The sequence below is a fragment of the Natronospira proteinivora genome (assembly GCF_024170465.1).
GTDB lineage: Bacteria > Pseudomonadota > Gammaproteobacteria > Natronospirales > Natronospiraceae > Natronospira > Natronospira proteinivora.
On record NZ_JALJYF010000001.1, the window covers coordinates 989,155 to 1,014,926 of the forward strand.

The 25,772-nt window shown below is 59.0% G+C and carries 21 protein-coding genes and 1 tRNA gene; 7 read left to right on the top strand and 15 right to left on the bottom strand.

Features of this window, described 5'->3' with window-relative positions; translation table 11 throughout:
* Nucleotide 1: 1 nt before the first annotated feature.
* On the bottom strand, nucleotides 2–3,502 hold the full coding sequence (gene smc / locus J2T60_RS04650) for a chromosome segregation protein SMC (RefSeq protein ID WP_253446061.1): 3,501 nt from the start codon (nucleotides 3,500–3,502) through the stop codon (nucleotides 2–4).
* Between the two features lie 185 nt (nucleotides 3,503–3,687).
* Between smc and queF the strand changes: the two genes are divergently transcribed.
* The 7 genes from queF to J2T60_RS04685 all read left to right on the top strand — a co-directional run bounded on the left by queF (nucleotide 3,688) and on the right by J2T60_RS04685 (nucleotide 10,087).
* A complete protein-coding gene (gene queF, locus J2T60_RS04655; RefSeq protein WP_253446064.1) occupies nucleotides 3,688–4,077 on the top strand; it encodes a preQ(1) synthase in 390 nt (129 codons plus the stop codon).
* 174 nt (nucleotides 4,078–4,251) lie between these two features.
* Entirely contained in the window at nucleotides 4,252–4,833 is a 582-nt protein-coding gene (gene dksA, locus J2T60_RS04660; protein WP_445376041.1) for an RNA polymerase-binding protein DksA, read from the top strand.
* 81 nt (nucleotides 4,834–4,914) lie between these two features.
* Nucleotides 4,915–5,859, top strand: coding sequence for a tRNA glutamyl-Q(34) synthetase GluQRS (gene gluQRS / locus J2T60_RS04665; protein WP_253446067.1), 945 nt, complete (start codon nucleotides 4,915–4,917; stop codon nucleotides 5,857–5,859).
* Nucleotides 5,860–5,915: 56 nt separating this feature from the next.
* Nucleotides 5,916–7,862: an acetate--CoA ligase gene (acs, locus tag J2T60_RS04670; RefSeq protein ID WP_253446069.1), complete on the top strand. Its 1,947-nt coding sequence runs from the start codon at nucleotides 5,916–5,918 to the stop codon at nucleotides 7,860–7,862.
* An 8-nt stretch (nucleotides 7,863–7,870) separates the two neighbouring features.
* Nucleotides 7,871–8,863 carry a hydrolase gene (locus J2T60_RS04675; protein ID WP_253446073.1) on the top strand — a complete coding sequence of 331 codons (993 nt, stop codon included), beginning with the start codon at nucleotides 7,871–7,873 and terminating at the stop codon, nucleotides 8,861–8,863.
* A gap of 130 nt (nucleotides 8,864–8,993) precedes the next feature.
* On the top strand, nucleotides 8,994–9,479 hold the full coding sequence (locus J2T60_RS04680; RefSeq protein ID WP_253446076.1) for a small multi-drug export protein: 486 nt from the start codon (nucleotides 8,994–8,996) through the stop codon (nucleotides 9,477–9,479).
* A gap of 59 nt (nucleotides 9,480–9,538) precedes the next feature.
* On the top strand, nucleotides 9,539–10,087 hold the full coding sequence (locus J2T60_RS04685) for a TetR/AcrR family transcriptional regulator (RefSeq protein WP_253446079.1): 549 nt from the start codon (nucleotides 9,539–9,541) through the stop codon (nucleotides 10,085–10,087).
* 118 nt (nucleotides 10,088–10,205) lie between these two features.
* On the opposite strand, the gene pnp is transcribed toward J2T60_RS04685, so the two are convergent.
* The 14 genes from pnp to nuoI all read right to left on the bottom strand — a co-directional run bounded on the left by pnp (nucleotide 10,206) and on the right by nuoI (nucleotide 25,768).
* The gene (pnp, locus tag J2T60_RS04690; RefSeq protein WP_253446082.1) at nucleotides 10,206–12,299 is read right to left on the bottom strand and encodes a polyribonucleotide nucleotidyltransferase; all 2,094 of its coding nucleotides are present in this window, start codon (nucleotides 12,297–12,299) and stop codon (nucleotides 10,206–10,208) included.
* A gap of 25 nt (nucleotides 12,300–12,324) precedes the next feature.
* A complete protein-coding gene (gene rpsO / locus J2T60_RS04695; protein WP_253446084.1) occupies nucleotides 12,325–12,594 on the bottom strand; it encodes a 30S ribosomal protein S15 in 270 nt (89 codons plus the stop codon).
* A 214-nt stretch (nucleotides 12,595–12,808) separates the two neighbouring features.
* Entirely contained in the window at nucleotides 12,809–13,726 is a 918-nt protein-coding gene (gene truB, locus J2T60_RS04700; RefSeq protein WP_253446087.1) for a tRNA pseudouridine(55) synthase TruB, read from the bottom strand.
* The gene (gene rbfA / locus J2T60_RS04705; protein WP_253446090.1) at nucleotides 13,719–14,129 is read right to left on the bottom strand and encodes a 30S ribosome-binding factor RbfA; all 411 of its coding nucleotides are present in this window, start codon (nucleotides 14,127–14,129) and stop codon (nucleotides 13,719–13,721) included. Before rbfA ends, truB begins: the two co-directional genes overlap by 8 nt.
* A gap of 13 nt (nucleotides 14,130–14,142) precedes the next feature.
* Nucleotides 14,143–16,767, bottom strand: a complete 2,625-nt coding sequence (gene infB / locus J2T60_RS04710) for a translation initiation factor IF-2 (protein WP_253446093.1) — start codon at nucleotides 16,765–16,767, stop codon at nucleotides 14,143–14,145.
* Nucleotides 16,768–16,859: 92 nt separating this feature from the next.
* The gene (gene nusA / locus J2T60_RS04715) at nucleotides 16,860–18,374 is read right to left on the bottom strand and encodes a transcription termination factor NusA (protein WP_253446096.1); all 1,515 of its coding nucleotides are present in this window, start codon (nucleotides 18,372–18,374) and stop codon (nucleotides 16,860–16,862) included.
* Nucleotides 18,375–18,404: 30 nt separating this feature from the next.
* The gene (gene rimP, locus J2T60_RS04720; protein WP_253446098.1) at nucleotides 18,405–18,845 is read right to left on the bottom strand and encodes a ribosome maturation factor RimP; all 441 of its coding nucleotides are present in this window, start codon (nucleotides 18,843–18,845) and stop codon (nucleotides 18,405–18,407) included.
* Nucleotides 18,846–19,008: 163 nt separating this feature from the next.
* Nucleotides 19,009–19,085: transfer RNA gene (locus J2T60_RS04725), tRNA-Met, on the bottom strand.
* A 176-nt stretch (nucleotides 19,086–19,261) separates the two neighbouring features.
* On the bottom strand, nucleotides 19,262–20,704 hold the full coding sequence (nuoN, locus tag J2T60_RS04730; protein ID WP_253446101.1) for an NADH-quinone oxidoreductase subunit NuoN: 1,443 nt from the start codon (nucleotides 20,702–20,704) through the stop codon (nucleotides 19,262–19,264).
* 30 nt (nucleotides 20,705–20,734) lie between these two features.
* Complete coding sequence (locus J2T60_RS04735) at nucleotides 20,735–22,249, bottom strand: NADH-quinone oxidoreductase subunit M (RefSeq protein WP_253446104.1); 1,515 nt, start codon at nucleotides 22,247–22,249, stop codon at nucleotides 20,735–20,737.
* A 24-nt stretch (nucleotides 22,250–22,273) separates the two neighbouring features.
* The gene (gene nuoL, locus J2T60_RS04740; RefSeq protein ID WP_253446107.1) at nucleotides 22,274–24,226 is read right to left on the bottom strand and encodes an NADH-quinone oxidoreductase subunit L; all 1,953 of its coding nucleotides are present in this window, start codon (nucleotides 24,224–24,226) and stop codon (nucleotides 22,274–22,276) included.
* A 62-nt stretch (nucleotides 24,227–24,288) separates the two neighbouring features.
* Nucleotides 24,289–24,594, bottom strand: a complete 306-nt coding sequence (gene nuoK / locus J2T60_RS04745) for an NADH-quinone oxidoreductase subunit NuoK (protein WP_253446110.1) — start codon at nucleotides 24,592–24,594, stop codon at nucleotides 24,289–24,291.
* Between the two features lie 33 nt (nucleotides 24,595–24,627).
* On the bottom strand, nucleotides 24,628–25,227 hold the full coding sequence (locus tag J2T60_RS04750; protein ID WP_253446113.1) for an NADH-quinone oxidoreductase subunit J: 600 nt from the start codon (nucleotides 25,225–25,227) through the stop codon (nucleotides 24,628–24,630).
* A gap of 52 nt (nucleotides 25,228–25,279) precedes the next feature.
* Nucleotides 25,280–25,768, bottom strand: a complete 489-nt coding sequence (gene nuoI, locus J2T60_RS04755) for an NADH-quinone oxidoreductase subunit NuoI (protein WP_253446116.1) — start codon at nucleotides 25,766–25,768, stop codon at nucleotides 25,280–25,282.
* Between the last annotated feature and the right edge of the window lie 4 nt (nucleotides 25,769–25,772).

Here is a 25,772-nt window from a genome sequence, read left to right on the forward strand (position 1 = left end):
CTCAAGCGGTGGCCATTTCCACCGCTTCATCCACATCCACCGAGACCAGTCGGGAGACGCCGGGTTCATTCATGGTAACGCCCAACAGCTGATTGGACAGCTCCATGGTGATCTTGTTGTGGGTAATGAAGATGAACTGAACCCGCTCGGACATCTCCTTCACCAGATCACAAAAGCGGCCCACATTGGCATCATCCAGCGGAGCATCCACCTCATCCAGCATGCAGAAGGGTGCCGGATTGAGCTCGAAGATGGAAAACACCAGGGAGACCGCAGTCAATGCCTTCTCGCCACCGGACAAGGCACTGATGCTGGAATTACGTTTCCCCGGAGGCCGTGCCATCACCGTTACCCCGGCGTCCAGCAAATCCTCACCGGTCATTTCCAGATAAGCATGACCACCGCCGAACAGGCGAGGGAAAGTTTCCTTCAATCCGGCATTGACCTTATCGTAAGTTTCCTTGAAGCGGGTCCGGGTTTCCCGGTCAATCTTGCGGATAGCGGATTCCAGCGTCTCCAGGGCCTCGGTCAGGTCGTCATACTGGGCGTCCAGATACGTCTTGCGTTCCGATTGCTCCTTGAATTCGTCGATGGCCGCCAGATTGATAGCGCCCAGGCGGCTGATCCGTCGTTCCACCGAACCCAGGGCCTCGGTCCAGGCCTGTACATTGGCCTCCTCGGGCAGTGACTGGCTGACTGCTTCCAGGGCCACCTCCAGCTCTTCCAGTTGCTCCACCAGGGTCTCCCTGCGAACCCGGGCTTCCTGACTGTCCAGACGCAGCTTTTCCAGATCGCCCCGCAACTCGGCGGCCTTCTGCTCGTGGGAAACCCGCTGCTTTTCCTTCTCCCGCAGATCGGCATCGATGGTTTCCATCCGCCGTCGCGCCGAGCCCAGCTCTTCATCCACGGCCTTGCGCCGCTCCAGCAGTTTTTCCAGTTGCTCTTCATGCCCGGCTACAGGATCACCTTGGTCATCCAGGGACTCACTCAAACGATTCTGACGCTCATGCAGCTCTTCCAACTGGGTCTGCATGCGCTCCAAACTGCGGCGGGTGGATTCCAGGCTGGAGCGGCGGGCCTCCACTTTCAATGCCAAGTCATGGGCCGCTGCCTGGTCTTCGCGGGATTTCTGGCGGGCCGCTTCCGCCGCTTCACGCAGTTCATCCCGCTCCTGCTCCAACTGCTTACGCTCGTCCTCGCTGGCCTGCATGGAATTCATGGTGGTTTCCAACTCGGCGCGAGCCGCCTTGAGCTTGTTCTCCTGCTCCCGAACCTGGGTCCGTAATTCCTCAGCTTCCTGATCCAGGGACTGACGGCGTTCATCGGCCTGGTTGATCCGCGACTGGATGGACTCCAGGCGGGCGTCCAGGTCGGAGATGCTGCGGTGAAGCTGGTTGAACTCTCGCTGCGCGTCTTCCAACGCCGCTTCCTTTTCCTTGACCCCGGCCCGGGCCGCCTCCAGGGACTCACCCAAGGCTTCACTTTCCTGCTCCAGGGTCTGCTGCTCGGCCTGCAGGGTTTTCAGCTGCTGCTCCCGCTCAAGTACCCCGGCTTCCTCGGACTCACTGCGGGTCACGCGCAGCCATTCACGGCCCAGCCAGGTGCCATCCGGGCAGACGATGGATTCCCCTTCGTTCAGTTCCGAACGCAGGCGATCGGCCTCTTCCAGGGAGCCAGCCACCCGGATACCGGCCAGCAACTCTCGCACCACGGCCGGGCCTTCCACTTTCTCCGCCAGGGTGCCGCTGGTGGCCTGGGCGATCACCGGCGCACTGCCCACCAGGCCCACGGAGCCGGCCTTGAGCTCAGCCAGCTCATCCATGACCAGGCTCATTTCATTAACCGTCACCGATTCCAGGTGATGGCCCAGCACCGTTTCCACGGCCCGCTCCCAGCCGCCGGCCACCTGGATCTTCTCGGCCAGGCGGGGGCGCTCGGCCAGCCCCTGACGAGCCAGCCACTCGGCGCCCTCGCCTCCATCCTTGTTCAGGGCGGCCTGTTGCAAGGCTTCCAGGGAACTGACCCGGCCACTCAGGCTTTGCAGGGCATTACGCTTCTCGTGCAGGCGGCGCCCCAGATCCCGCTCTTCCTGGCGGACCGATTCCAGCGCCTCGCGTTGCGCCTCCAGCCCCTCGGAAAGGACTTCGTGTCGCTCGGACTGGCGAGCCCGGTCCTCTTCCAGGGATTCCTTCTGGCGCTCCATGGCCTCGGTGGAAAGCTGACTTTGCTCTTGCTCAATCTTGTCCAGGCGATCCAGTTGGCGGCGAACCTGGGACTCCATATGCTCAATCCCGGTCCGAGTCACTTCCGCGCTCTGCTGATGCTCTCCGGCACGACGGCTGAACTGGTCCCAGCGCTCCTGCCATTCCGCCAGACGTGACTCGGTGGCCTCCTGTTCCCGGGCAGATTGTTCGGCGGCTTCGCGCAATCGTTCCAGTCCCGGCTCCATTTCCCCCAGGCTGTTCTGGGTATCCTGGAGATACTCCTCATCCCGGCGAATATGATTGCGCGTCTGCTCCAGGGCATGTTCGGCCCGCTCCAGGTCCTCCAGCTGCCGCTGGCGCATTTCCCGGGCGTGCTGGATGGATTGTTCCACCCGGGTGATCTCGGCGCCGGTGCTGTAGTAACGGGCCTGGACTTCATTGAAGGCTTCACTGGCCTCGCTCTGGCGCTCCCGTTCCTGCTCCAGAGCGGTTTCCATGCGTCGCTGCTCGGCGATTTCGGCCTGCATGCGGTTCTCGGTCTCCGCCAGGCGCCGGTCCTGGCTTTCCAGACCGCTGTCCAGGTCCTTGATACGAAGGGCAATCAACTGGCTGCGAAGCTCTCGTTCTTCCGCCTTCAGGGCCTTGTACTTCTCGGCGGTTCGGGCTTGGCGGTCCAGGTGGTTGAGCTGTTTTTCCACCTCTTCGCGCAGATCGCTCAGCCGCTCCAGATTTTCCCGGGTATGACGGATACGGTTCTCGGTTTCCCGACGCCGCTCCTTGTATTTGGAAATCCCGGCTGCCTCTTCCAGGAAAACCCGCAATTCTTCGGGCTTGGCCTCGATCAGGCGGCTGATCATGCCCTGCTCGATGATGGCATAACTGCGCGGCCCCAGGCCGGTCCCCAGGAAGATGTCCTGAATATCCCGGCGACGGCAGCGAGCGCCATTCAGGTAGTAACTGGAAGTACCGTCACGAGCCACTTGGCGACGCACGGAAATTTCATTGTAGCCAGCATACTGCCCGCCAACGGATCCATCGGAATTATCAAAGACCAGCTCAATGGAGGCCGTGCTCACCGGCTTGCGGCTGCTGGAGCCATTGAAAATCACATCCGCCATGGAATCGCCCCGCAGGTGCTTGGCAGAGCTTTCCCCCATAACCCAGCGGACCGCATCGATGACATTGGATTTCCCGCAGCCATTGGGACCGATAATCCCGGTCATGGCGGTGGGAAAGCTGATGGTGGTCGGATCCACAAAGGACTTGAAGCCAGCCAGTTTGATCTTGCTCAGTCGCATGCATGTTCCATTTTCATGTGGTGGGCCGGGAGGCCTCGCTGCCGCCAGCGATTCCAGCCCCCAGGACTGACGGCCGGCGAGCGGCCGGAGACAATCCCGCCATTGTAATGTAATCCCAGCTTCGGTTTAATCCCGGTTTCACCGCAACGCTCATTCGGCAACTGCCATTCATACCGAGGATGACCATGATCGCGCAACCCAGCAAGAATCTGGAAACCTTTCCCAATCCCCGCCCTGGCCGGGATTTCACCATCCGCATGGAAATCCCCGAATTCACCTGCCTCTGTCCCAAGACCGGGCAACCGGATTTCGCTACCATCCACCTGGCCTATGTGCCGGATGCCCTCTGTGTGGAACTCAAGGCCCTGAAACTCTATATCTGGTCCTTCCGGGACGAGGGCGCCTTCCACGAGGATATTACCAATCGCATCCTGGATGACATTGTTGCCGCCATTCAGCCGAAATTTCTGCAGGTCACCGGTGAATTCAATGTGCGCGGCGGTATCTGGACCAATGTGATCGCCGAATACCGCCAGCCGGACTGGCAGGCACCGAGCCTGGTTGACTTGCCTTGAAGCCTACGGCAATTAGTCGGGACAAGGGCAATACGCATCGCTTAAGCGGTAAGTTTTGCATCAGCTTGCGCCCACTGAGTCCTTTCTGTATAACCTGCCTCTGATCAGCATCCACGACTCTAGCCGTGGAGCAACGCCAAAGGCAGTAACCCACGGGAGATAGGGGGAAGGGCCATGGCCAAGAAGAAGCAGAGCAAGAAGACCACCAAAACCCGGAAGAAGGCCGCGAAGAAGACCGTGACCAAAAAAACTGCGAGCAAGAAGACCGCTGCCAAGAAGGCCAGCAAGAAAAAGACTGCCGGCAAAAAGACCAGCAACAAAAAAGTCTCGGCAGGCACTGTGGCCACGGATGCGGGGATCAAGCCCTATGAGCCTCGCAAGGGCGAGGAATACATGAACGAGGATCAGCGGGAGCATTTCCGACAGATCCTGATGGCCTGGAAACGGGACCTGATGGAAGAAGTGGACCGCACCGTCCACCACATGCAGGACGAGGCCGCCAACTTCCCGGATCCCAGCGACCGCGCCACCCAGGAATCCGAGTTCAGTCTGGAGCTGCGCGCCCGGGACCGGGAACGGAAACTCATCAAGAAAATCGATGAATCTCTTCAGGCCCTGAAGGAAGACGATTACGGTTTTTGCCATTCCTGTGGCATTGAGATCGGCATCCGTCGATTGGAAGCCCGTCCCACGGCCACCTTGTGCATTGACTGCAAGACGCTGGATGAAATTCGCGAGAAGCAGATGATCGGTTAGTCAGGCCATCGCCCGGACCACGCATGAAACGGTCCGGGCGGGGTCACTCGCTTACCGCTCCGGCCCAGGCCAAGCTGTCGCATGAATAGCGCTGACCCCCACACCGATGAACGTCCCCATGTAGGTCGCTTCGCACCCTCGCCCACCGGCCCGCTGCACTTCGGCTCCCTGCTCGCCGCCACCGCCAGTTATCTCCAAGCCCACCGGGCCGGCGGCCAATGGCGTCTGCGCATCGAGGATATCGACCCGCCTCGGGAACAGCCCGGCGCCCGGGAAGCCATACCCGCTGTTTTGTCCCGCTTCGGTTTTGCATGGGACGGGCCCATCCAGTACCAGTCGGATCACCTGCCCTGTTATCAAAAAGCCCTGGAACAACTGCTGGAATCGGGATGGGCCTATCCCTGCGCCTGTACCCGTCGCGAGGTCCGGGAGGCAGGCCGGCAGGGGCCGGATGGGCCTATCTACCCCGGCACCTGCCGACAGGGACTGCCACCGGGGCGTCAAGGCCGTTCCATCCGCCTATCCACCCAAGACAGCGAGGCGAGCTTCCAGGACAGCCTCCAGGGCCGAATCCAGCTTGATCTGGAGCGGGACATGGGCGATTTCGTCATTCGCCGTGCCGATGGTTTAATCGCCTATCACCTGGCCGCCGCGGTGGATGACGGCGACCCGGAGATTACCCATGTGGTGCGGGGCATCGACCTGCTCTACAGCACGCCGCGACAAATCTGGCTGATGCAATGCCTGGGCCTGACCCCGCCCCGCTATGCCCACATCCCCGTGGCGCTGAGCCTGGATGGCCAGAAACTCAGCAAACAAACCGGCGCCCAGGCCCTGGACCCGGAGCGGCCCTCACCATCGCTGCATCAGGCCCTGCAGGCCCTGGGACAAGCCATCCCGCCCGAGCTCCAGACCGCTCCGCTGGACGAAATTTGGGACTGGGCGCATGCCAACTGGGACCCCGCGCCCCTCAAGGGGCGAAAAGAGATTGACTATCCGGTTTGGGAAAAGGGCTCAGTGCGCTAAGCTCAAACGTAGTACGGTATCGATTCCGCCCCTTCATTCAGGCAGACGGAGGTTCCATGGTCGATCGCAATGCTGTCTACCCGGTCCCCGAAACCATCGCCAAAACGGCCCATCTTAACCAAGCCGATTACCAGACCCTGTATCGCCGTTCCATTGAGGATCCGGAGGGTTTTTGGGCGGAACAGGCTGATCGCTTTATTGACTGGTATCGCCCCTGGGACCGAGTCATGGACTGGGATTTCCACGAACCCCGCATCCGCTGGTTCGAGGGGGCCGAGCTCAATGTCAGCCACAACTGCCTGGACCGTCACCTGGAAACCCGGGGCGATAAGACCGCCATCATCTGGGAAGGCGACGAGCCGGGGGAAACCCGCACCCTGAGCTACCGCGAGTTGCACACGGCAGTCTGCCGCCTGGCCAACGGCCTGCGCATGCGGGGTGTGCGCCGGGGCGACCGGGTCTGCATCTACATGCCCATGGTGCCGGAAGCCGCGGTGGCCATGCTGGCCTGTACCCGGATCGGGGCCATCCACTCGGTGGTCTTCGGCGGCTTCTCACCCAATGCCCTGCGGGACCGGATTCAGGATGCCGACTGCAAGCTGGTCATCACCGCCGATGAAGGTATTCGGGGCGGCAAGCGTATTCCCCTGAAAGCCAATACCGATGCCGCCCTTAAGGACTGCCCGGGGGTAGAGACCGTGGTGGTCTACCGGCGTACCGAGGCCGAGGTTGAATGGGTCACGGATCGGGATATCGACTATCACGAGCTGGTGGCCCAGGCCGACGACGAATGTCCGCCGGAATCCATGGGTGCCGAGGATCCCCTGTTCATCCTCTACACCTCCGGCAGCACCGGCAAGCCCAAGGGCGTGCTGCACACCACCGGTGGCTATATTCTGCAGGCCGCCATGACCCATCATTATGTCTTCGACTACCACGAGGATGATATTTACTGGTGTACGGCGGATGTGGGATGGGTGACGGGCCATAGTTACATCGTCTATGGCCCCCTGGCCAACGGGGCCACCACGGTGATGTTCGAAGGTGTGCCCAACTACCCGGACGCCTCCCGGCACTGGGAGATGGTGGACCGCCACGGCATCACCATTTACTACACCGCCCCCACCGCCATACGCGCCCTGATGCGAGCCGGGGACGAGCCGGTCAAAAAGACCCGCCGGGACAGCCTGCGCATCCTGGGCACGGTGGGTGAGCCCATCAATCCGGAAGCCTGGAACTGGTACCACCAGGTGGTAGGGGAAAGCCGCTGCCCGGTGATGGATACCTGGTGGCAGACCGAAACCGGCGGGATCATGATCACCCCCCTGCCGGGCGCCACCGATCTCAAGCCGGGCTCTGCCACCCTGCCCTTTTTCGGTGTCCAGCCCGCCTTGATGGATGCCGATGGCCGGGAACTGGAAGGCGAAGCCGCCGGTAATCTGGTGATCAAGGCCTCCTGGCCCGGCCAGATGCGTACCGTCTACGGAGATCACGAACGGTTTGCCCAGACCTATTTCAGCGCCTACCCCGGCTGCTATTTCACCGGGGACGGCGCGCGCCGGGATTCGGATGGCTATTACTGGATTACCGGCCGGGTGGACGATGTGCTCAACGTCTCCGGGCATCGACTGGGCACCGCCGAGGTGGAAAGCGCCCTGGTACTGCATTCGACGGTGGCCGAAGCCGCCGTGGTGGGCTTCCCCCATGATGTGAAGGGCCAGGGCATCTACGCCTACGTCAGTCTCATGAGTGGCAAGACCCCCGACCCGGCCCTGAAACAGGAACTGATCGATCTGGTGCGCAAGGAGATTGGGCCCATCGCCACCCCGGATGTTATCCAATGGGCCGCCGGCTTGCCCAAGACCCGTTCGGGCAAGATCATGCGTCGTATTTTAAGAAAGATCGCCGCCAACGAGCTGGATTCTCTGGGCGACACCAGTACCCTCGCCGACCCGGCCGTGGTGGATGAATTGATCGATCAGCGAATCGAGCCCAAGGGGTAAAACTTGTAATGATCACGGCCAGTCGATTTCGGCCCGCCTGGTGGGCCAGGAGCCGGCATGCGCAAACCATCTATCAGAACCTGCTGCGGCGCCGACCCCGCCCGAGCACCCGCTCAGAGCGACTGGAACTGCCGGATGGGGACTTTCTGGACTTGCACTGGGCCCAGGCTCAGGATGCGGCCGAATCTCAAGGAGAGCGGCCCATTGTGCTTCTGCTCCATGGTCTGGAAGGCTCCATCCAATCCAAGTACGCTGTCGGCCAAATGCAGGCCCTATCCAAGGCGGGCCTGACCTCGGTGCTGGTCCATTTCCGCGGCTGCGGCGGCGAGCCCAATCGCCTGCGGCGGGGCTATCACTCCGGGGTCAGCGACGATGTGGCCCTAGTGGTTCGCCATATCCGAGCCCACTTCCCTGATTCACCCCTGGCTGCCGTGGGCTATAGCCTGGGGGGCAATGTCCTGCTCAAATGGCTGGGTGAAACCGGCGCCAACAATCCCCTGACAACGGCCGTGGCCGTATCCGTCCCCTTCCGGCTGGGGCATTGTGCCAAGGCCATCAACAAGGGGGTATCCAGACTCTACAATCGCTTCCTGATGCGGCGCATGAAAGCCAGCTATGCCCGCAAGTTCCGGCAACGTTCGGATCCGCCCTTCCCCCTGGACGCCCTGGATGGTTTGAAAAGCTTTCATGATTTTGACAATGCCATCACTGCCCCCCTGCACGGATTCGACAACGCTTCGGACTACTACCAGCAAGCCAGCAGCATTCATTACCTCCCCAATATCCGGGTCCCCACCCTGATCCTGCACGCCCTGGACGACCCCTTCATGACCCCGGACACGGCCCCCTCGGAGTCGGAAATCTCCGATCAGGTCCAACTGGAGCTTAGCCCCCGGGGCGGGCACGTGGGATTCGTGGCCGGCCGCTGGCCCTGGAAACCCCGCTGGTGGCTGGAAGAACGCATTACCGCCCACCTTATCGAGCAATTTCAGTCAGTGTGAAGTCGCTCCCACAATGGGGGGAGTCAAAGCGGTTCATCCATCACTCCTAAGGCCTGAAACACGATGCTGGCCCCTTGATAAACATACCGTCCATACGGTATGTTTATCACAGAAATCACGGGGGTTCCATATGACTGAGTTGATGCTTTACTTAGGCGTATTCATTGGCTCCGCCACCCCGGCTTTTGAGGTATGGGTAGCCGTGCCCCTGGGCGTATTAGCCGGTCTACCGTGGTTAGCGGCTGCCCTGGTTGGATTCGTCGGAAACTTTATCACCTTACTGCCGGTGGTTTATGCAGGAGAGAAAATACGGTTTTGGCTTAACCGTTGGCGCAAGCAACCTTTAATGGAAGGTGCTGACGGTATCGATGCAAAAGCCTCTCGCAAGCAAAAGATATTGGATTGCTTCGGTATACCGGGCCTCGCTTTTCTTGGCCCCTTCTTGATTGGTGTTCACGCCGCTTCCGCTTTTGCGATCGCTTCAGGGGCAAGCAAGCGAGATGTGATCATCTGGTTTACGGTTTCCATCCTGATCTGCTCACTTTTCTTTGCCATTCTGGCTGAGATCGGAGCAGCAAGTTTTGTCGAGGGTCGCTCATTACCGTTCTCCACTTAGAGCAATGTCCTCAATGCGCTGAAACCTGATGCCCAGTAAATAATATAGGTTACATACCAATGGAATCACAGCGTCGCAAAAAACAGCCGGACCTTGTGAGAAGACGCCTTATCGAAGCGGGGATTTCCATTGCTGTTGAACATGGCTTGGCTGCAGCAACCGTTCAAGCCGTATCTGATAAGGCCGGCGTCACAAAGGGCGGCTTTTTGCATCATTTCCCCAGCAAACGCGCGCTTATCACAGCCATAATCAAAGATCTCATTACCTCGGCTGAAAGGGAGATAAATGAACACATGGCCGAGGACCCAGATAAGTACGGCTCCTTTACCCGCGCATACATCGAATTCTCATTAAATTCTGCTTGGGAAGGCCTCTATGACAGACCGACGGCAATCGCAATACTCGCCATAAGTGATTCCGAGCTCCGCTCCATTTGGGCTGATTGGTACAACGAGATGCAAAGAAAACATCGCCAAACAGACGGAGATGAGCATTTAGCAATCATTCGATTGACTGCCGATGGATTGTGGCTGGCGGCATTATCCGATTTGGATATTCCCAATCTTGCGAAAATTCGGGAAAGGCTGCTCGATCGGACGCGCAACTGATCGATTGCTGCCCACGTATCCAGCCCAATCGGTCCACAAAGGAATCGGTCAGACTAGCCAAAAAAAGCCGCCCCGGCGAACCGGGGCGGCTTGATGGATCGATCCTTGGAAACAGGGATCAGGCCGCGTCGACAGCCTTCATGCTCAGGCGAACCTTGCCGGAGCGATCCACTTCCAGAACCTTGACCTTCACCACATCACCTTCCTGAACCACGTCGCTCACTTTCTCGACGCGCTCATCGGCGAGCTGGGAGATGTGAACCAGGCCGTCCTTGCCGGGCAGGATGGTGACAAAGGCGCCGAAGTCCATGAGGCGGGCTACTTTGCCTTCGTAAATCTTGCCCACTTCCACATCGGCGGTGATGTCTTCGATCATCTTCTTGGCCGCTTCACCCGCGGCGCGATCCACCGAGGCAATCTTGATGAGGCCGTCATCATTGATATCCACATTAGCCCCGGTTTCCTCGGTGATGCTGCGGATGGTAGCGCCACCCTTGCCGATCACGTCCCGGATCTTGTCCGAGGCCACCTTCATGGTGAGAATTCGCGGCGCCCAGTCGGACATTTCCTCACGGGGCTTGTCGATGACCTTGTTCATCTCATCCAGGATGTGGAAACGTCCATCCTTGGCCTGGGCCAGGGCGTCTTCCATGATGGCGCGGTTAATGCCCTCGATCTTGATGTCCATCTGCAGGGCGGTGACACCGTCTTTCGTGCCGGCGACCTTGAAGTCCATGTCCCCCAGGTGATCTTCATCACCCAGAATGTCGGTCAACACGGCATGATCGTCACCTTCCTTGATCAGGCCCATGGCCACACCGGCCACCGGGGCCTTGATGGGCACACCGGCGTCCATCAGGGACAGGCTGGTGCCGCACACCGTGGCCATGGAGGAGGAACCGTTGGATTCGGTGATCTCGGAGACCACGCGAATCACATAGGGGTATTCCTCCATGTCCGGCATCACGGCCTGCACGCCGCGCTTGGCCAGCTTGCCATGGCCGATTTCCCGGCGCTTGGGCCCGCCCATGAAACCGGTCTCGCCCACACAGTAAGGCGGGAAGTTGTAATGCAGCATGAAGGGTTGCTTGTGCTCCCCCTCAATGGCATCAATGATCTGGGCATCACGGCCGGTACCCAGGGTGGTGACCACCATGGCCTGGGTCTCGCCACGAGTGAACACGGCAGAGCCATGGGTCCGGGGCAAATCGCCCACAGTGACGTCGATGGGGCGAACCGTTTTGGTGTCACGGCCATCAATACGCTTCTCACCCTTGAGAATACGGCCACGGACCAGCTCTTTTTCCAGCTTTCCCACCGCTGCCTTGACTTCGCCGGCGGACCAGCGAGGCGCTTCTTCCTCTTCCGGCACCAGGGCTTCAACCACCGATTTCCGGATTTCGCTCAGGCGATTGCTGCGCTCCTGCTTGTCCGCGATCTGATAGGCCGCTTCCACATCGGAAAGGGCCTTGTCACGCACCGTGGTATCCAGATCTGCGTCCGCTTCCGCCGGTTCCCACTCCCAGCGGGGATTACCGGCCTCCTCGGCCAGTTCCTTGATGGCATTGATAGCGGTCTGCATCTGCTCATGGCCGTGGAGCACAGCACCCAGCATGGCCTCTTCCGGCAGTTCCTTGGCTTCGGATTCCACCATGAGGACCGCGTTCTCGGTCCCGGCCACCACCAAATCCAACTGGGATTGTTCCAGTTCACTGGCACTGGGGTTGAGCAGGTACTCGCCATCCCGGTAACCAACGCGCGCCGCGCCGATGGGCCCGTTAAAGGGAATGCCAGACAGCATCAGCGCCGCAGAGGTGCCGAGCAGGGCCGGGATATCGGGGTCCACCTCCGGGTTCACCGAGATCACGGTGGCAATCACCTGGACCTCGTTCATGAACCCTTTGGGGAACAGGGGCCGAATGGGCCGGTCGATCAGGCGGCAGGTGAGGGTCTCCTTCTCGGAGGGACGACCTTCACGCTTGAAGAAGCCACCCGGGATACGCCCGGCTGCATAGGTGCGTTCCTGATAGTTGACGGTGAGGGGGAAGAAAGGCCGCCCCGGATCCGCCTCGCGCTGGCCCACCGCGGTGACCAGCACCACGGTTTCGTCCATGTTCACGAGCACGGCACCATCTGCCTGCCGAGCAATCCGCCCGGTCTCCAGGGTCACCGCATGACCCCCGTATTGGAATGTTTTGCTGACTGCTTTCACGATATTTTGACCTATTGCCAGTGGTTCAGCGACGCAGACCGAGTCGTTTGATCAGATCCTGATAACGGCTGCGATCCTTGCGCTTGAGATAATCCAGCAGCTTACGGCGCTGGTTGACCATCTTCAGCAGACCACGACGGGAATGATGATCGTGCTTGTGCTCAGCGAAGTGGTCCGTCAATTCGGTAATTCGGGTGGTGAGAAGTGCCACCTGCACTTCCGGGGAACCGGTGTCGTTTTCTTCGCGGGCGTACTCGCGGATCACCGCTTCCTTCTTTTCTGCGTTGAGAGACATGACTCTGATTTTCTCCTAAAGTTACTTTGCATCGTTGCAAAGGGTTTCTGAATACCGGCCGGGCCTTTGCACGACCGAACTCACTACCCGGACCCCACAGTGAAGCCGACCAGCTTTCGCCTGTCGGCTACCGTATGGGCCGTCCCAAGCCCCCTATTGTACGCTTGCCGGGCTTTCGCCCACAAGCAAGAGGCCCCAGTGGGCCAAAAGCCCGCTAGTCCAAATTCAGAAGACGGCGGGGGGCGACCCGGCCGTCTTCCAGAATTTCTCCAATTCCCAAAAAGCGATGGGCCTCTCCATAGACCTTGACCCGGCCTTCCGGCGGGGCCCCCGGGCTCATTACCGGGTTGCCGCGACCAAAATACCAGGCCGCATCGCCGCTCAGTTGCACGGATGACCACTCCGGCAATGCCGTATCCAGGGGCTGAAGCAGGCTGTCCAGGGCCTCTGTCCCAGACTCGGCGGCCTGCTCCAGCTGCGCCAGCGTCACCAGGTCCTTCTCGGTGTAGGGCCCGGCGGCGATTCGTCGCAAATAGCTCACATGGCCCACGGTGCCCAATTCACGGGCAATATCCTCGGCCAGGACCCTGACGTAGGTACCCTTGCTGCAACAGACCCGCAATTGCAGCGCCAAACCATCCACCGCCAACAGCTCCAGGGACAAAATCCGGACCGGGCGTGGATCCCGCTCCACCTCCCGGCCTTCCCGGGCCAAGCGGTAAAGCCGTTCACCCTGGTGCTTGATGGCGGAATACATGGGCGGAATCTGCTGGATATCTCCACGGAAGGCGGCTAGTGCCGATTCCACCACAGCTTCATCCAGAGCCGGCACCGGGGCCTCCTCCAGGACCTCGCCCTCAGTATCGCCGGTGGCGGTCCGTTGACCCAGTCGACAATGGAAATCGTAGTGCTTGTCCGAATCGAGTAGATGGGCGGAAAGCTTGGTGGCTTCACCGAAGCACAGCGGCAGGACACCGCTGGCCAGGGGGTCCAGGCTACCGGTATGGCCCGCCTTCCTGGCCTGGTACAGCCGTTTCACCCGCTGCAAGGCGTGGTTGGAGCTTTCTCCCAATGGCTTGTCCAGGGGCAGAATGCCGTGGACATCCCTGCCCCGCTTTCCGCGCCTAGCCATCCTTGGGTGGGTCCCCGTCGTTCTCCGGCTCACCGTCATTTCCCTGACGACGACGATCATCGGATACCGCCTGATCAATCAGGGAACTCAGGTGGGAGCCGCGCTCCAGGCTGTCATCATGCATGAAGACAAGCTCCGGGGCCCGTCGGATATACATGGTCCGGCCCAGCCGGGCCCTCAAGGGGCGGCCAGCGGCTTTCAGGCTGTCCATCAGGTCCTCTGGCGGATCCCCCAGAAAATCCACCCAGACATTGGCCCGGGAGAGATCCTTGGCGACTTCCACCGCCGTGACCGTGACCTGCCAGGCTGCGTCATGATCCACCTCTTCCCGGATAATCAGGCTGAGGCGACGTTTCATTTCCTCCGCCAGCTTCCGCTGGCGGGCTGTTTGGGGTTCTTTCATGATTCAGCTCCAGTTAGAGGGTCCGTTCCACTTCCTGGCGCTCGTAACACTCAATCTGATCACCGGGCTTGACGTCGTTGTAATCACGCACACCAATGCCGCATTCGGTACCGGCCCGGACTTCATTGACGTCGTCCTTGTAGCGTCTCAGTGACTCCAATTCCCCTTCGTAGATCACCACATTGTCCCGCAGCACGCGTATGGGGTTGGCACGCTTCACACTGCCGTCCACCACAAGGCAACCGGCAATGTTGCCAAACTTGGGCGAACGGAAGACATCCTTGACCTCGGCCAGACCCACGATCTCTTCCCGCAGCTCCGGCGACAACATGCCGGACAGGGCGGCCTTGACGTCATCAATGGCTTCATAGATCACGCTGTAATAGCGAAGATCCACACCTGATTCGGCTACCTGGCGCTTGGCTGCGGAATCAGCACGAACGTTAAAGCCAATGATAACGGCGTCGGACGCCGAAGCCAGGTTCACATCGGACTCGGTGATGCCACCCACACCGTTGGTAATAATCTTGACCTTCACCTCGTCGGTGGAGATCTTTTGCAAAGACTCGGCCAAGGCCTCGGAACTGCCCTGCACGTCAGCCTTGATAAGCACATTGAGAATACCTACATCGGCACCCTCGCCCATCTGCTGGAACATATCCTCCAGTTTCGCGGCCTGCTGCTTGGCTAGCTTGGTATCCCGTTCCTTGCTCTGACGGAACTCCGCCACTTCACGGGCCTTGCGCTCGTTCTCGACCACCACAACATCATCACCAGCTTGCGGGGTGCCGGACAGACCCAACACCTCCACCGGGATTGACGGACCGGCTTCCTTCACCGGTTTGCCCGCCTCATCGAACATGGCACGTACGCGACCGAATTCCCGGCCGGCCAGCAACATTTCACCCTGACGCAGGGTGCCATGCTGGACCAGAACCGTAGCCACGGGACCACGCCCCTTCTCCAGCTTGGATTCGATCACGATGCCGTGGGCCACGTCACTGTCCACAGCCTTGAGCTCCATGACTTCAGCCTGCAACAACAGAGAGTCCAGCAGGTTATCGATGCCGTCCCCGGAATGAGCGGAAACAGGCACAAACTGGGTGTCACCGCCCCAGTCTTCCGGAATAACCTCGTGCTGGGCCAGCTCATTCTTGACCCGGTCCGGGTCTGCTTCCGGCTTATCCATCTTGTTCACGGCCACCACGATGGGCGTACCCGCAGCCTTGGCGTGCTTGATGGCTTCAACGGTCTGGGGCATCACACCGTCATCGGCTGCCACCACCAGAATGACGATATCGGTCAGTTGAGCACCACGGGCCCGCATGGCCGTAAAGGCCGCATGCCCGGGTGTATCCAGAAAGGTGACCATGCCGTTATCCGTTTTCACGTGGTAGGCACCGATATGCTGGGTAATGCCCCCCGCCTCACCGGAGGCCACTTTGGCCTTGCGGATGTAATCCAGCAAAGAGGTCTTGCCGTGGTCCACATGGCCCATCACGGTCACCACCGGAGCCCGGGAGACTTCCTCGCCCTCGGTGGGCACTTCCATGACTTTCTCTTCCAGCTCATTCTCCTTCTGGAGCTTGACCTTGTGCCCCATTTCTTCCACCACCAGGGCGGCGGTTTCCTGATCGATGGACTGGTTAATGGTAGCCATCACGCCCATCTTCATCATCGCCTTGATGACTTCATTGGCCTTGATGGCCATCCGTTGAGCCAAGTCCGTCACCGTAATCGTCTCAGGCACGATGACTTCGCGGACCACTGGTCCTGCGGGGCGCTCGAAACCGTGCTTGCCACCGCCACTGGGTGCACCACGGGTGGGACGATCTCCCCGCTTGCGGCGCCCCTGTTTGCCACGGGCCACATGCAGTTCCTGGCGACCTTTCTGAGCCTTCTTGCCCTTGCCACCACTGCGGGCTCGCTGCCGTTTCTCGTCTTCTTCTTCCTGCCGGCGAGCTTCCCGCTCGGCCTTAAGCCGCTCTTCCTCGGCGGCTCGTGCCCGTTCAGCTTCCTCGCGGGCCTTTTCATCTTCCTTGCTGTTCTGTTCGCTGCGCGCTTCTTCTTCGGCCACCTCCCCGATGGCGGCTTCAACCGCCGCTTCCTCAGGGGTTTCAGCCACTTGGGCTTCTTCAGCTTGAGGCTCTTCGGCGGTCTTGGCAGCCGCTTCCTCGGCTTCCTTGGCCTTGCGTGCCTCTTCCTCGGCCTGTTCCCGGTCTTCACGCTCCTTGCGTTCGGCTTCCTCTCGGGCACGCTGCTCGGCTTCCTGGCGCTCCAGCTCTTCTTCCCGCTTCTTGCGTTCCTGCTCGACGATATCGCTACGCTTGACGTAGGTCCGCTTGCGACGGACTTCCACGTTCACGGTCTTGGTCCGTCCCTGTGACCCTGAGGTTCGCAGTTCACTCCGAGAACGGCGGCGCAGGGTGATCTTGCTGGGCCCCGATTCCTCACTGGATTCAGTGCTGGCCGCACCCTTGCCTCGACGAAGATAAGCCAGGAGCTCCAGCTTCTGGTCATCGTCAATAGTACCGTCCGGATCCGTGATATCGATGCCGGCTTCACTCAATTGAGTCAGCAGGCGTTCAACCGGAACACCCACTGTTTTCGCAAACTCTTTAACGGTCACTTCCGCCATACGGCAAAGCTCCTCGTTCCAAATTCTGACCGGTTAACCCGGTACGAGTACCCGTCGCGCACGCCACGGGATGAGTCAGTCTCCGCTTCTGCTTATTGAGCGGACTGTTCCTCGTCACCCTCCTGTTCTTCAAACCAGGGCGCACGGGCCTCCATAATGAGTTCCGCGGCTCGCTTTTCATCAAGGCCTTCCACATCGGCGATGTCATCCACGGCCTGTTCGGCAAGGTCATCCATCGTGCGGATGCCTTTTTCCAACAGCTTGGCCGCCAACTCATCATCCATACCTTTCATGTTCAGAAGGTCATCGGCTGGCCGGCTGCTGTCATCACCTCCGGCAATGGCCTGGGTCAACAAGACATCCCGGGCGCGACCACGCAGTTCATCGACCACGCCTTCATCGAACTCTTCTACTTCCAGCAGCTCGCTGGCCGGCACATAGGCCAGCTCCTCGATGCTGGAAAAACCTTCCTGGACCAGGATCATAGCGACTTCCTCATCCACATCCAGTTGTTCCATAAAGCTTTCCTGGATCTTCCGAGCCTCGGACTCGCTTTTCTCGGTGGCCTGGGTCTCGGTCATGACGTTCAGCTCCCAGCCACTGAGCTGACTGGCAAGACGTACGTTCTGCCCGCCCCGGCCAATAGCCTGGGAAAGCTGATCCTCTTCCACGGCAATATCCATGGTGCCGGTGTCCTCATCCATTACGATAGAGAGAACCTCTGCCGGTGACATGGCGTTGACCACGAACTGGGCCGGGTTATCGTCCCATATGATAATATCGATCCGTTCACCGGCCAGCTCATTGGAAACTGCCTGGACACGGGAACCCCGCATACCCACACAGGCACCCACTGGATCAATCCGGTCATCATTGCTACGCACCGCAATCTTGGCCCGCAGACCCGGATCCCGGGCTGCGCCCATGATATCGATCAGACCCTGGCCCACTTCCGGCACTTCAAGCTCAAACAGCTTAACCAGAAATTCCGGGGCACTGCGGCTGATAAACAGCTGTGGTCCACGTTGCTCGGAACGCACTTCCTTGAGGTAGCCACGTACTCGGTCACCGGGGCGAACCGCTTCCCGGGGAATCATTTCCTCCCGGGGAATGAAGCCTTCCGCATTTCCGCCCAGATCAAGCCAGACATTACCTCGCTCCACCCGCTTCACCTGACCGGTGAGCAGTTCGCCCACCCGGTCCTGATAAGCGTCCACCACCTGGGAGCGCTCGGCCTCGCGCACTTTCTGCACGATCACTTGCTTGGCGGTCTGGGCTGCGATTCGCCCGAACTCCACATTATCCAGCGGCTCTTCCACATGAGAACCAGGTTCCACATCATCGCCATAATAAGCGCGAGCCGCCTCCAGGCTGATCTCTTTCTCCGGGTGCTCAATGTCTTCCTGATCTTCCACCACCAGCCAGCGACGGAAGGTCTCATAGGAACCATCTTCCCGGTTGATGCTCACCCGGGCTTCAACATCACCACCATGCCGCTTGCGGGTGGCTGATGCCAATGCCGCTTCGATGGCTTCAAAGATGATTTCCTTGCCTACGCCTTTCTCATTGGATACGGCCTCGGCAACCAACAGGACTTCTTTATTCATTGTCCCAGTCTCCAGTTCGTGACTTCCGACTCACTGCTTGGGTGCAAGTCGTGCTTTCTCGATACGCTCAAAGGGCAGCTCAAAGATGTTGTCATCCACCTGAACCTGCACCATCTCATCTTCCACACCGAGCAAATGCCCCTTGAAGCGACGGCGCCCCTCGAAGGGGCCATCAAGCTGAATACGGACCCGCTCACCGGAAAAGTGCCGAAAATGCTCCAGGGTCCTCAGGGGGCGATCCACACCCGGTGAAGAAACTTCCAGGGTATAGCGGCCTGGTATGGGATCTTCCACATCTAGGATGCCGCTGATCTGGCGGCTAACGGCTTCGCAGTCATCCACCGTAACGCCTCGTTCCACATCAATGAACACGCGCAGCAAATTACCGCCGGCACTGTACTCCAGCTCGATCAAGTCGAAGCCCATGCCTTTAATGGCAGGTTCCAGCAAATCAATCAGTTCATCTTTCATCGCGTGTCATGCAATCCATATAAAAAAAGGGCCGCACGGCCCTTTCAGTATCGACCCCTCAGGGCCCCGACTGTTCGGGATGGCATCCATCCCGGGCCGTGGCACGAAGCCCTGGCCGAGCCGCTAACGAAAAAGGCCCCAAAGGGGCCTTTCACGTAGAAAGTGGTAGCGGGGGCAGGATTTGAACCTGCGACCTTCGGGTTATGAGCCCGACGAGCTGCCAGACTGCTCCACCCCGCATCCGGCAAGACGCCATTGTAGGGACAAGGCGCTGCGTTTGCAAGTCCAATCAAGGGGTTCGCGTAAAAAGAAGCCCCTTCTGATCCGCCTGCATTGCCCCTCCCGGTCCAAAGGGGCCAGAAAGGTATTACTTGAGAGTGAAAGCCCGGAAAGAAGTTTCCCTTCCGGGCGAAAAATCACATAAAGGCTTGGGCACATACCGCCATAAGGGCGCCCGGGAAAATCCCCAGAGCCAGCACCGCCAAGGCGTTGGTGCTCAACAGTGCCCTGAAACCCAGGCTGGACTCGGTCACCGGGGGCTGCTCCCCTTCCGGCTGATCGAAGTACATGACTTTCACCACCCGCAGATAGTAGAAGGCACTGATGATCGCGAAAATCACGGCTGCCACCGCCATCCAGATCCAGCCGGCATCAATGGCCGCATTGATCACCTGAAGCTTGGCATGGAAGCCGGCCAAGGGCGGCACCCCTGCCATGCCGAACATGAGCATGGCCATGCAGGCCGCGAACCAGGGGCTACGCTCGTTCAAACCCTGGAAATCGGCAATATTTTCAGCCTCATGGCCCTTGCGGCTCAGCAGAATGATCATGCCAAAGGCGCCGGAAGCCATGAGGACATAAATCAGGGTATAAAACATAGCGGACTGATACCCCAGGGTGGTACCCGCCATCACTCCCATGAGGATGAAGCCCATATGGGTAATGGTGGAATACGCCAGCATTCGCTTGATGTTGGTCTGGGCGATGGCCAGGAAACTACCCACGGCCATGGACAGTACGGCCAGCACAATCAGCATGCCCTGCCAGGCCTCATGGAAGCCACCGAAACCATCCGCCAGCAAACGCATGAACAGGGCAAAAGCCGCGATCTTGGGTGCGGCCCCTACAAACAAGGTAACTGCCGTGGGTGCCCCCTGATAAACATCGGGAATCCACATGTGGAATGGCACCGCACCGATCTTGAACGCCAGACCCACCAGAATGAAGGACAGCGCCAACGCCAGACCAATATGGGAGATCTCGGCCTCTTCCACATAAGCGGCAATATCGGTCAGATCCAAAGAGCCGGTCACCCCATAGAGAATGGACATGCCGTAAAGCAGCACCCCCGAGGCAATGGCACCCAGGACAAAATACTTCATGGCCGCTTCCGAGGAATTCGAAGACTCCCGATTGAAGGCCACCATGGTGTAGAGGGAAAGGGACAGCAGCTCCAGCCCCAGGTAAACCACCAGCAAGTTGTGGGCAGACACCATGATCATCATGCCCAGCAACGAGGTCAGGCTGAGCAGGTAGTACTCCCCCTTGAACATGCCACGATCCATCAGGTACTGGCGTGAGTAAGCCAACACCACGGCCAGGGTGCCATACAGGAAGAATTTCAGGGTGTGGGCCAACTGGTCTCCGATGAACATGCCACCAAAGGTAAAGGTGGCCGCATCACCCATGATTCGCCAGGTCAACAAGGCCCCGCCAGCCAACGTGGCCATGGTGAGCCAATGGGTGATGAAACGGTTCCTTTCTGACAGGAACAGATCCACCAGCAGAACCAGACAGGCCATCCCGGCGACAAACATCTCCGGAATGACGGGCGTAAACTGAGGCATTTCAAAGTTCATGATCCCTGGGGACTCCTAGACTGGGACGCCTTAAAGCTTGCTCTGCATCATATGTTCCACAAGTGCTTCCACACTTGGAGCGATGACATCAATCAACGGCGAAGGCCACACCCCAAGCACAAGAGTGGGCACGGCCAATGCCGTCAAGAACAGAATTTCTCGTCCATTGATATCGCTAAGGGAGGCCACCTTCTCATTGGCCACTTCGCCAAACATGACCCGCTTGACCATCCATAAGGTATAGGCTGCGCCCAGAATCAGGGTCAGGGCAGCCACGAAGGCGATCCAGAAATCGGCCCGGAAACTGGCCAGGATCACCATGAATTCACCCACGAAGCCGGAGGTGCCGGGCAAGCCCGCATTGGCCATGGCAAACAGGACCATGAAGGCGGCAAAAATGGGCATCTTGTTGATCACGCCACCATAGTCCGAAATCTCGCGGCTATGAATCCGGTCATACATGACCCCCACACAGAGGAACATGGCGCCAGAGATGAAACCATGGGAAATCATCTGCACGATGCCGCCCTGAATGGCGAAGGCCGAACCGTCCGCACTGCCGGTACTGGCGAGAATCAAAAAGCCCACGAAAAAGCCCAGGGTCGCAAAGCCCATATGGGCAATGGAGGAATAGGCAATGAGCTTCTTCATGTCCGATTGGACCAACGCCACAAGACCGATATAGGCCACCGCCACAAGGGAGAGAATAACGATAAACCAAGCCAACTCGGCGCTGGCATCCGGCGTAATGGGCAGGCTGAAGCGCAGGAAACCATAGGCACCCAACTTCAGCAGAATGGCCGCCAGGATCACCGAGCCACCCGTGGGTGCCTGAACGTGAGCGTCAGGCAGCCAGGTATGCACCGGCCACATGGGGACCTTGACGGCGAAAGCCAGCAGGAAGGCCACGAAGATCAGCTTTTGTTCGATCATGCTTAACGGCGCCAGATGGAAATCCAGCACCGAGGTACTGCCGGTCTGCCCGTAAAGGTAAATAAAGGAGACCAGCATGAACACCGAACCGAAGAAGGTGTACAGGAAGAACTTGATGGTGGCGTACACCCGATCCGCCCCGCCCCATATGCCGATGACGATGAACATGGGAATCAGCAGAGCTTCCCAGAAGACGTAGAATAGAACCACGTCCAGGGAGGAAAACACGCCGATGGTAAAACCTTCCAGGAATAGGAAGGCGGCAAAATACTGGGCAGGCCGATACTGAATCACCACCCAGCCGGCAATCACAACCAGCACGGTCATGAAGGTGGTCAGCAGGATCATGGGCATGGACAAGCCGTCCACGCCCAGGTGGTAATAAGCACCCAGGGTCTCAATCCAGGGCAGCCGTTCCTCGAATTGCATCGCCGCCGTGGTGGTATCGAATCCAGTCCACAGGGGGATGCTCAGAATAAAGACCACGGAGGAAATGCCCAGGGCCCACCAGCGGACATCGCCCAATCCCAGGCGGTCCACGACAAGCACTGCGATCCCGCCGAAGATCGGCAGCCAGATCAGGAGACTGAGCAGTGGCAGGGTTTCAAACATTGCGTGCAATCCCTTTTCGTCCGATCAACGGAGGATGAGCCAGGCCAACAGGGCCGCAAGGCCGATGACCATGGCAAATGCGTAGTGATACAGGAAGCCGGTCTGGGCACGACGGGCCGCGCCCGCAATCCAGCCAACCAGGCGAGCGGAACCGTTGACGATAAGCCCGTCAATCAAGCGAACATCGCCCACCTGCCAGAACAGCCGGCCAAGGCCACGGCTGGCAGGTGCGATCACCTTCTCGTTGAAGGCATCGAAGTAATACTTGTTTTCCAGCAGGCGATGGACCGGCCCAAGGGCCGTGGCCAGTTTCCCGGGAAGATCAGGCCGCTTGAGATAGAGGAACCAGGCCACCACCACACCGGCCAAGGCCAGATAGACCGGCGCGGCCACCAAACCATGGCTCAGAAGCGCCATGGCCCCGTCATACTTTTCGCCCAACATGCCCAGCACATCCCGCTCGGGCGCCACATGAATGCTGTTGGTGAAGAAGTCTCCCAGTAGCATGGAGCTGACAAACGGGGCTCCAATGATGACCGAGGGAATCGCCAGCAGGATAAGGGGGGCGGTGACCACCCAGGGGCTTTCCTTGAGGTCATGCTTGGTATGTTCGTCCATGCGCTCCTTGCCGTGGAAGACCAGGAAGAACATCCGGAAGGTATACAGTGCGGTGACAAAGACACCGATCAGAACGGCCCAATAGGCAAAACCGGCCCCGGGGATCTCGGACAGGGCCACCGCCTCGATGATCCCGTCCTTGGAAAAGAAGCCGGAGAAACCCGGGAAGCCGATCAGCGCCAGCGCCCCCACTAGGCAGGTGACGTAGGTGATGGGCATGTATTTTCTCAACCCGCCCATCTGGCGCATATCCTGAATATGATGCATGCCGATAATGACCGAGCCGGCCGCCAGGAACAGCAACGCCTTGAAAAAGGCGTGGGTCATGAGATGGAAAATACTCGCCGCGTAGGCCGACGCCCCCAGGGCAACGGTCATATAGCCCAGCTGAGACAAGGTGGAATATGCCACCACCCGTTTGATGTCATGCTGCACCAGGCCCAGAAGTCCCATGAACAGGGCGGTAATGGCACCGATGGTGATCACCACGCTCAAGGCCGTCACGGAAAGCTCGAACAGCGGCGACATGCGGGCCACCATGTATATACCCGCAGTCACCATGGTGGCGGCATGGATCAAGGCCGAGATAGGCGTGGGGCCTTCCATGGAATCCGGCAACCAGACATGCAATGGCACCTGGGCCGACTTACCCATGGCACCAATAAACAGCAGGATGCAGATCACGGTGAGCACTGACCATTCCAGGCCGCCAAATATGGACATGGTCTCGCCGGAGACATCCGGTGCCGCGCCGAAGACCTCCATGTAATCCATACTGTTGAAATAGAGAAAAATGGCGGCAATCCCCAGCAGGAAACCGAAGTCACCCACCCGGTTCACCAAAAAGGCCTTGAGATTGGCATGGATGGCGGAGGGTCGCTTGTGCCAGAAACCAATCAGCAGATAGGACACCAGGCCAACCGCTTCCCAGCCGAAGAACAGCTGGAGAAAGTTGTTGGACATCACCAGCATCAGCATGGCGAAGGTAAACAGGGAAATATAGGCAAAGAAGCGCTGGTAGCCCGGATCATCCTTCATATAGCCGATGGTGTAGATGTGAACCATCAGGGAGACGAAGGTCACCACCACCATCATCATCGCCGAGAGGCGATCGATTAGAAAGCCCACCTCAAAACGGACACCTTCACTGACCATCCAGGTGTAGACAGAGCCGTTGAATACGGCGGCATCACCGACCCACTGCTGCCAAAACACCCAAAGCGACAGCAAAAAGGCGATGCCCACAGCAATGATGGTGGCCCAGTGCGCACCGGCCCGGCCCACCTTGTGACCAAAGAAACCGGCGATAATGGCGGCCACCAGGGGTGCCAGCACAATTGTCAGATAGACGTTTTCCATCCCAGACTTCCCAATCGAAGTAAGAATTGCCTTGTGTCCAAGCCCGTATCAGCCTGCGGACATCAACCGCGCATGGTATTCAAATCTTCCACATTGATGCTGTTCTTGTTTCTGAACAGAACCACGAGTATGGCCAGCCCGATGGCGGCTTCCGCCGCGGCCACCGTCAGAATGAAGAAGACGAATATCTGCCCGGCCAGATCCTGTAGAAAATAGGAAAAGGCGATGAAATTCGTATTCACTGCCAGCAGCATCAGTTCGATACACATCAGCAGCAGCAGAACATTTTTTCTGTTAATAAAGATTCCGGCCACGCTCAAGCTGAACAGAACGCCGCTCAGAATCAAATAGTGATAAAGCGTAATCATCAGACCCCCTGAAAGTCTGTTAAATGCTGCTGATCAATCTTTCTTTTCCGTCGGCATATCCACCAGCCGAACCCGATCTTCACGACGTGCCTGAACCTGTTTGGCCGGGTCCTGGTGCTTGGTTCCTTCCCGACGACGCATGGTCAGCCCGATGGCCGCCACAATGCCCAGCAGCAGAATCATGCCGGCAATCTCAAAGGGATAGACATATTCGGTGTACATCAGCTGGCCCAGGGCGCCGGTATTATCGTAATCCGCCGGTGCCCGTTCGGGCCGCTCCATCATTTCGATGCCCAAATCCCGAACCCAGATCACATAGACCATCATGCCCACCAGTGCGGCCGCCACCACGGCACCCAGCGGTGCATTACGGGCGAAGCTCCCCTTGAGAGACGCCAGATTGATATCCAGCATCATGACAACAAAGAGGAACAGCACCATCACCGCACCCACGTAAACCAGAATCAGGGCGATACCCAGAAACTCCGCTTCCAGCAAGATCCAAAGCCCGGCGCTGAACACAAAGGACATGATCAAAAAGAGCACCGAATGGACCGGGTTCCGCGACAGGATCACCCCGAACGCGGCCCCGACCACCAGGGCGGCAAATACATAAAAGACCACTAATTCCATGCCTAGATTTCTCCGCTGGGTTCTTTCGCGCCTCCGATAGGCGCCCCTTCAATCAGCGATACTGGTTTTCCACAGCCCGGTCAGCGGCGATTTGCGGTTCCAGCTTGTCACCAATCGCGAGCAGCTTGTCCTTGTTCAGGATCTGCTGGCCCCGCTCCTCGAAATGAAATTCCGTGAAACTCGTTTCCACAATGGCATCCACCGGGCAGGCTTCTTCACAGAAGCCGCAATAGATGCACTTGAACATGTCGATGTCGTAGCGGGTGGTGCGACGGGTACCGTCATCACGCATCTCCGAATCAATGGTGATGGCCAAGGCCGGGCACACCGCTTCGCAGAGTTTGCAGGCAATGCAGCGCTCTTCGCCATTGGGATACCGCCGCAGGGCATGCAGTCCGCGATAGCGCGGCGACTTGGGGGTCTTTTCCTCGGGATAGTGGATCGTGGTCTTCGCGCTGAAGAAATGCTTCAACGTCAGTCGTAGACCAGCCAGCAGCTCCAGCAGGAAAAGGCTCTTGATGTAGTTGCCAATAACTTTCATCTCA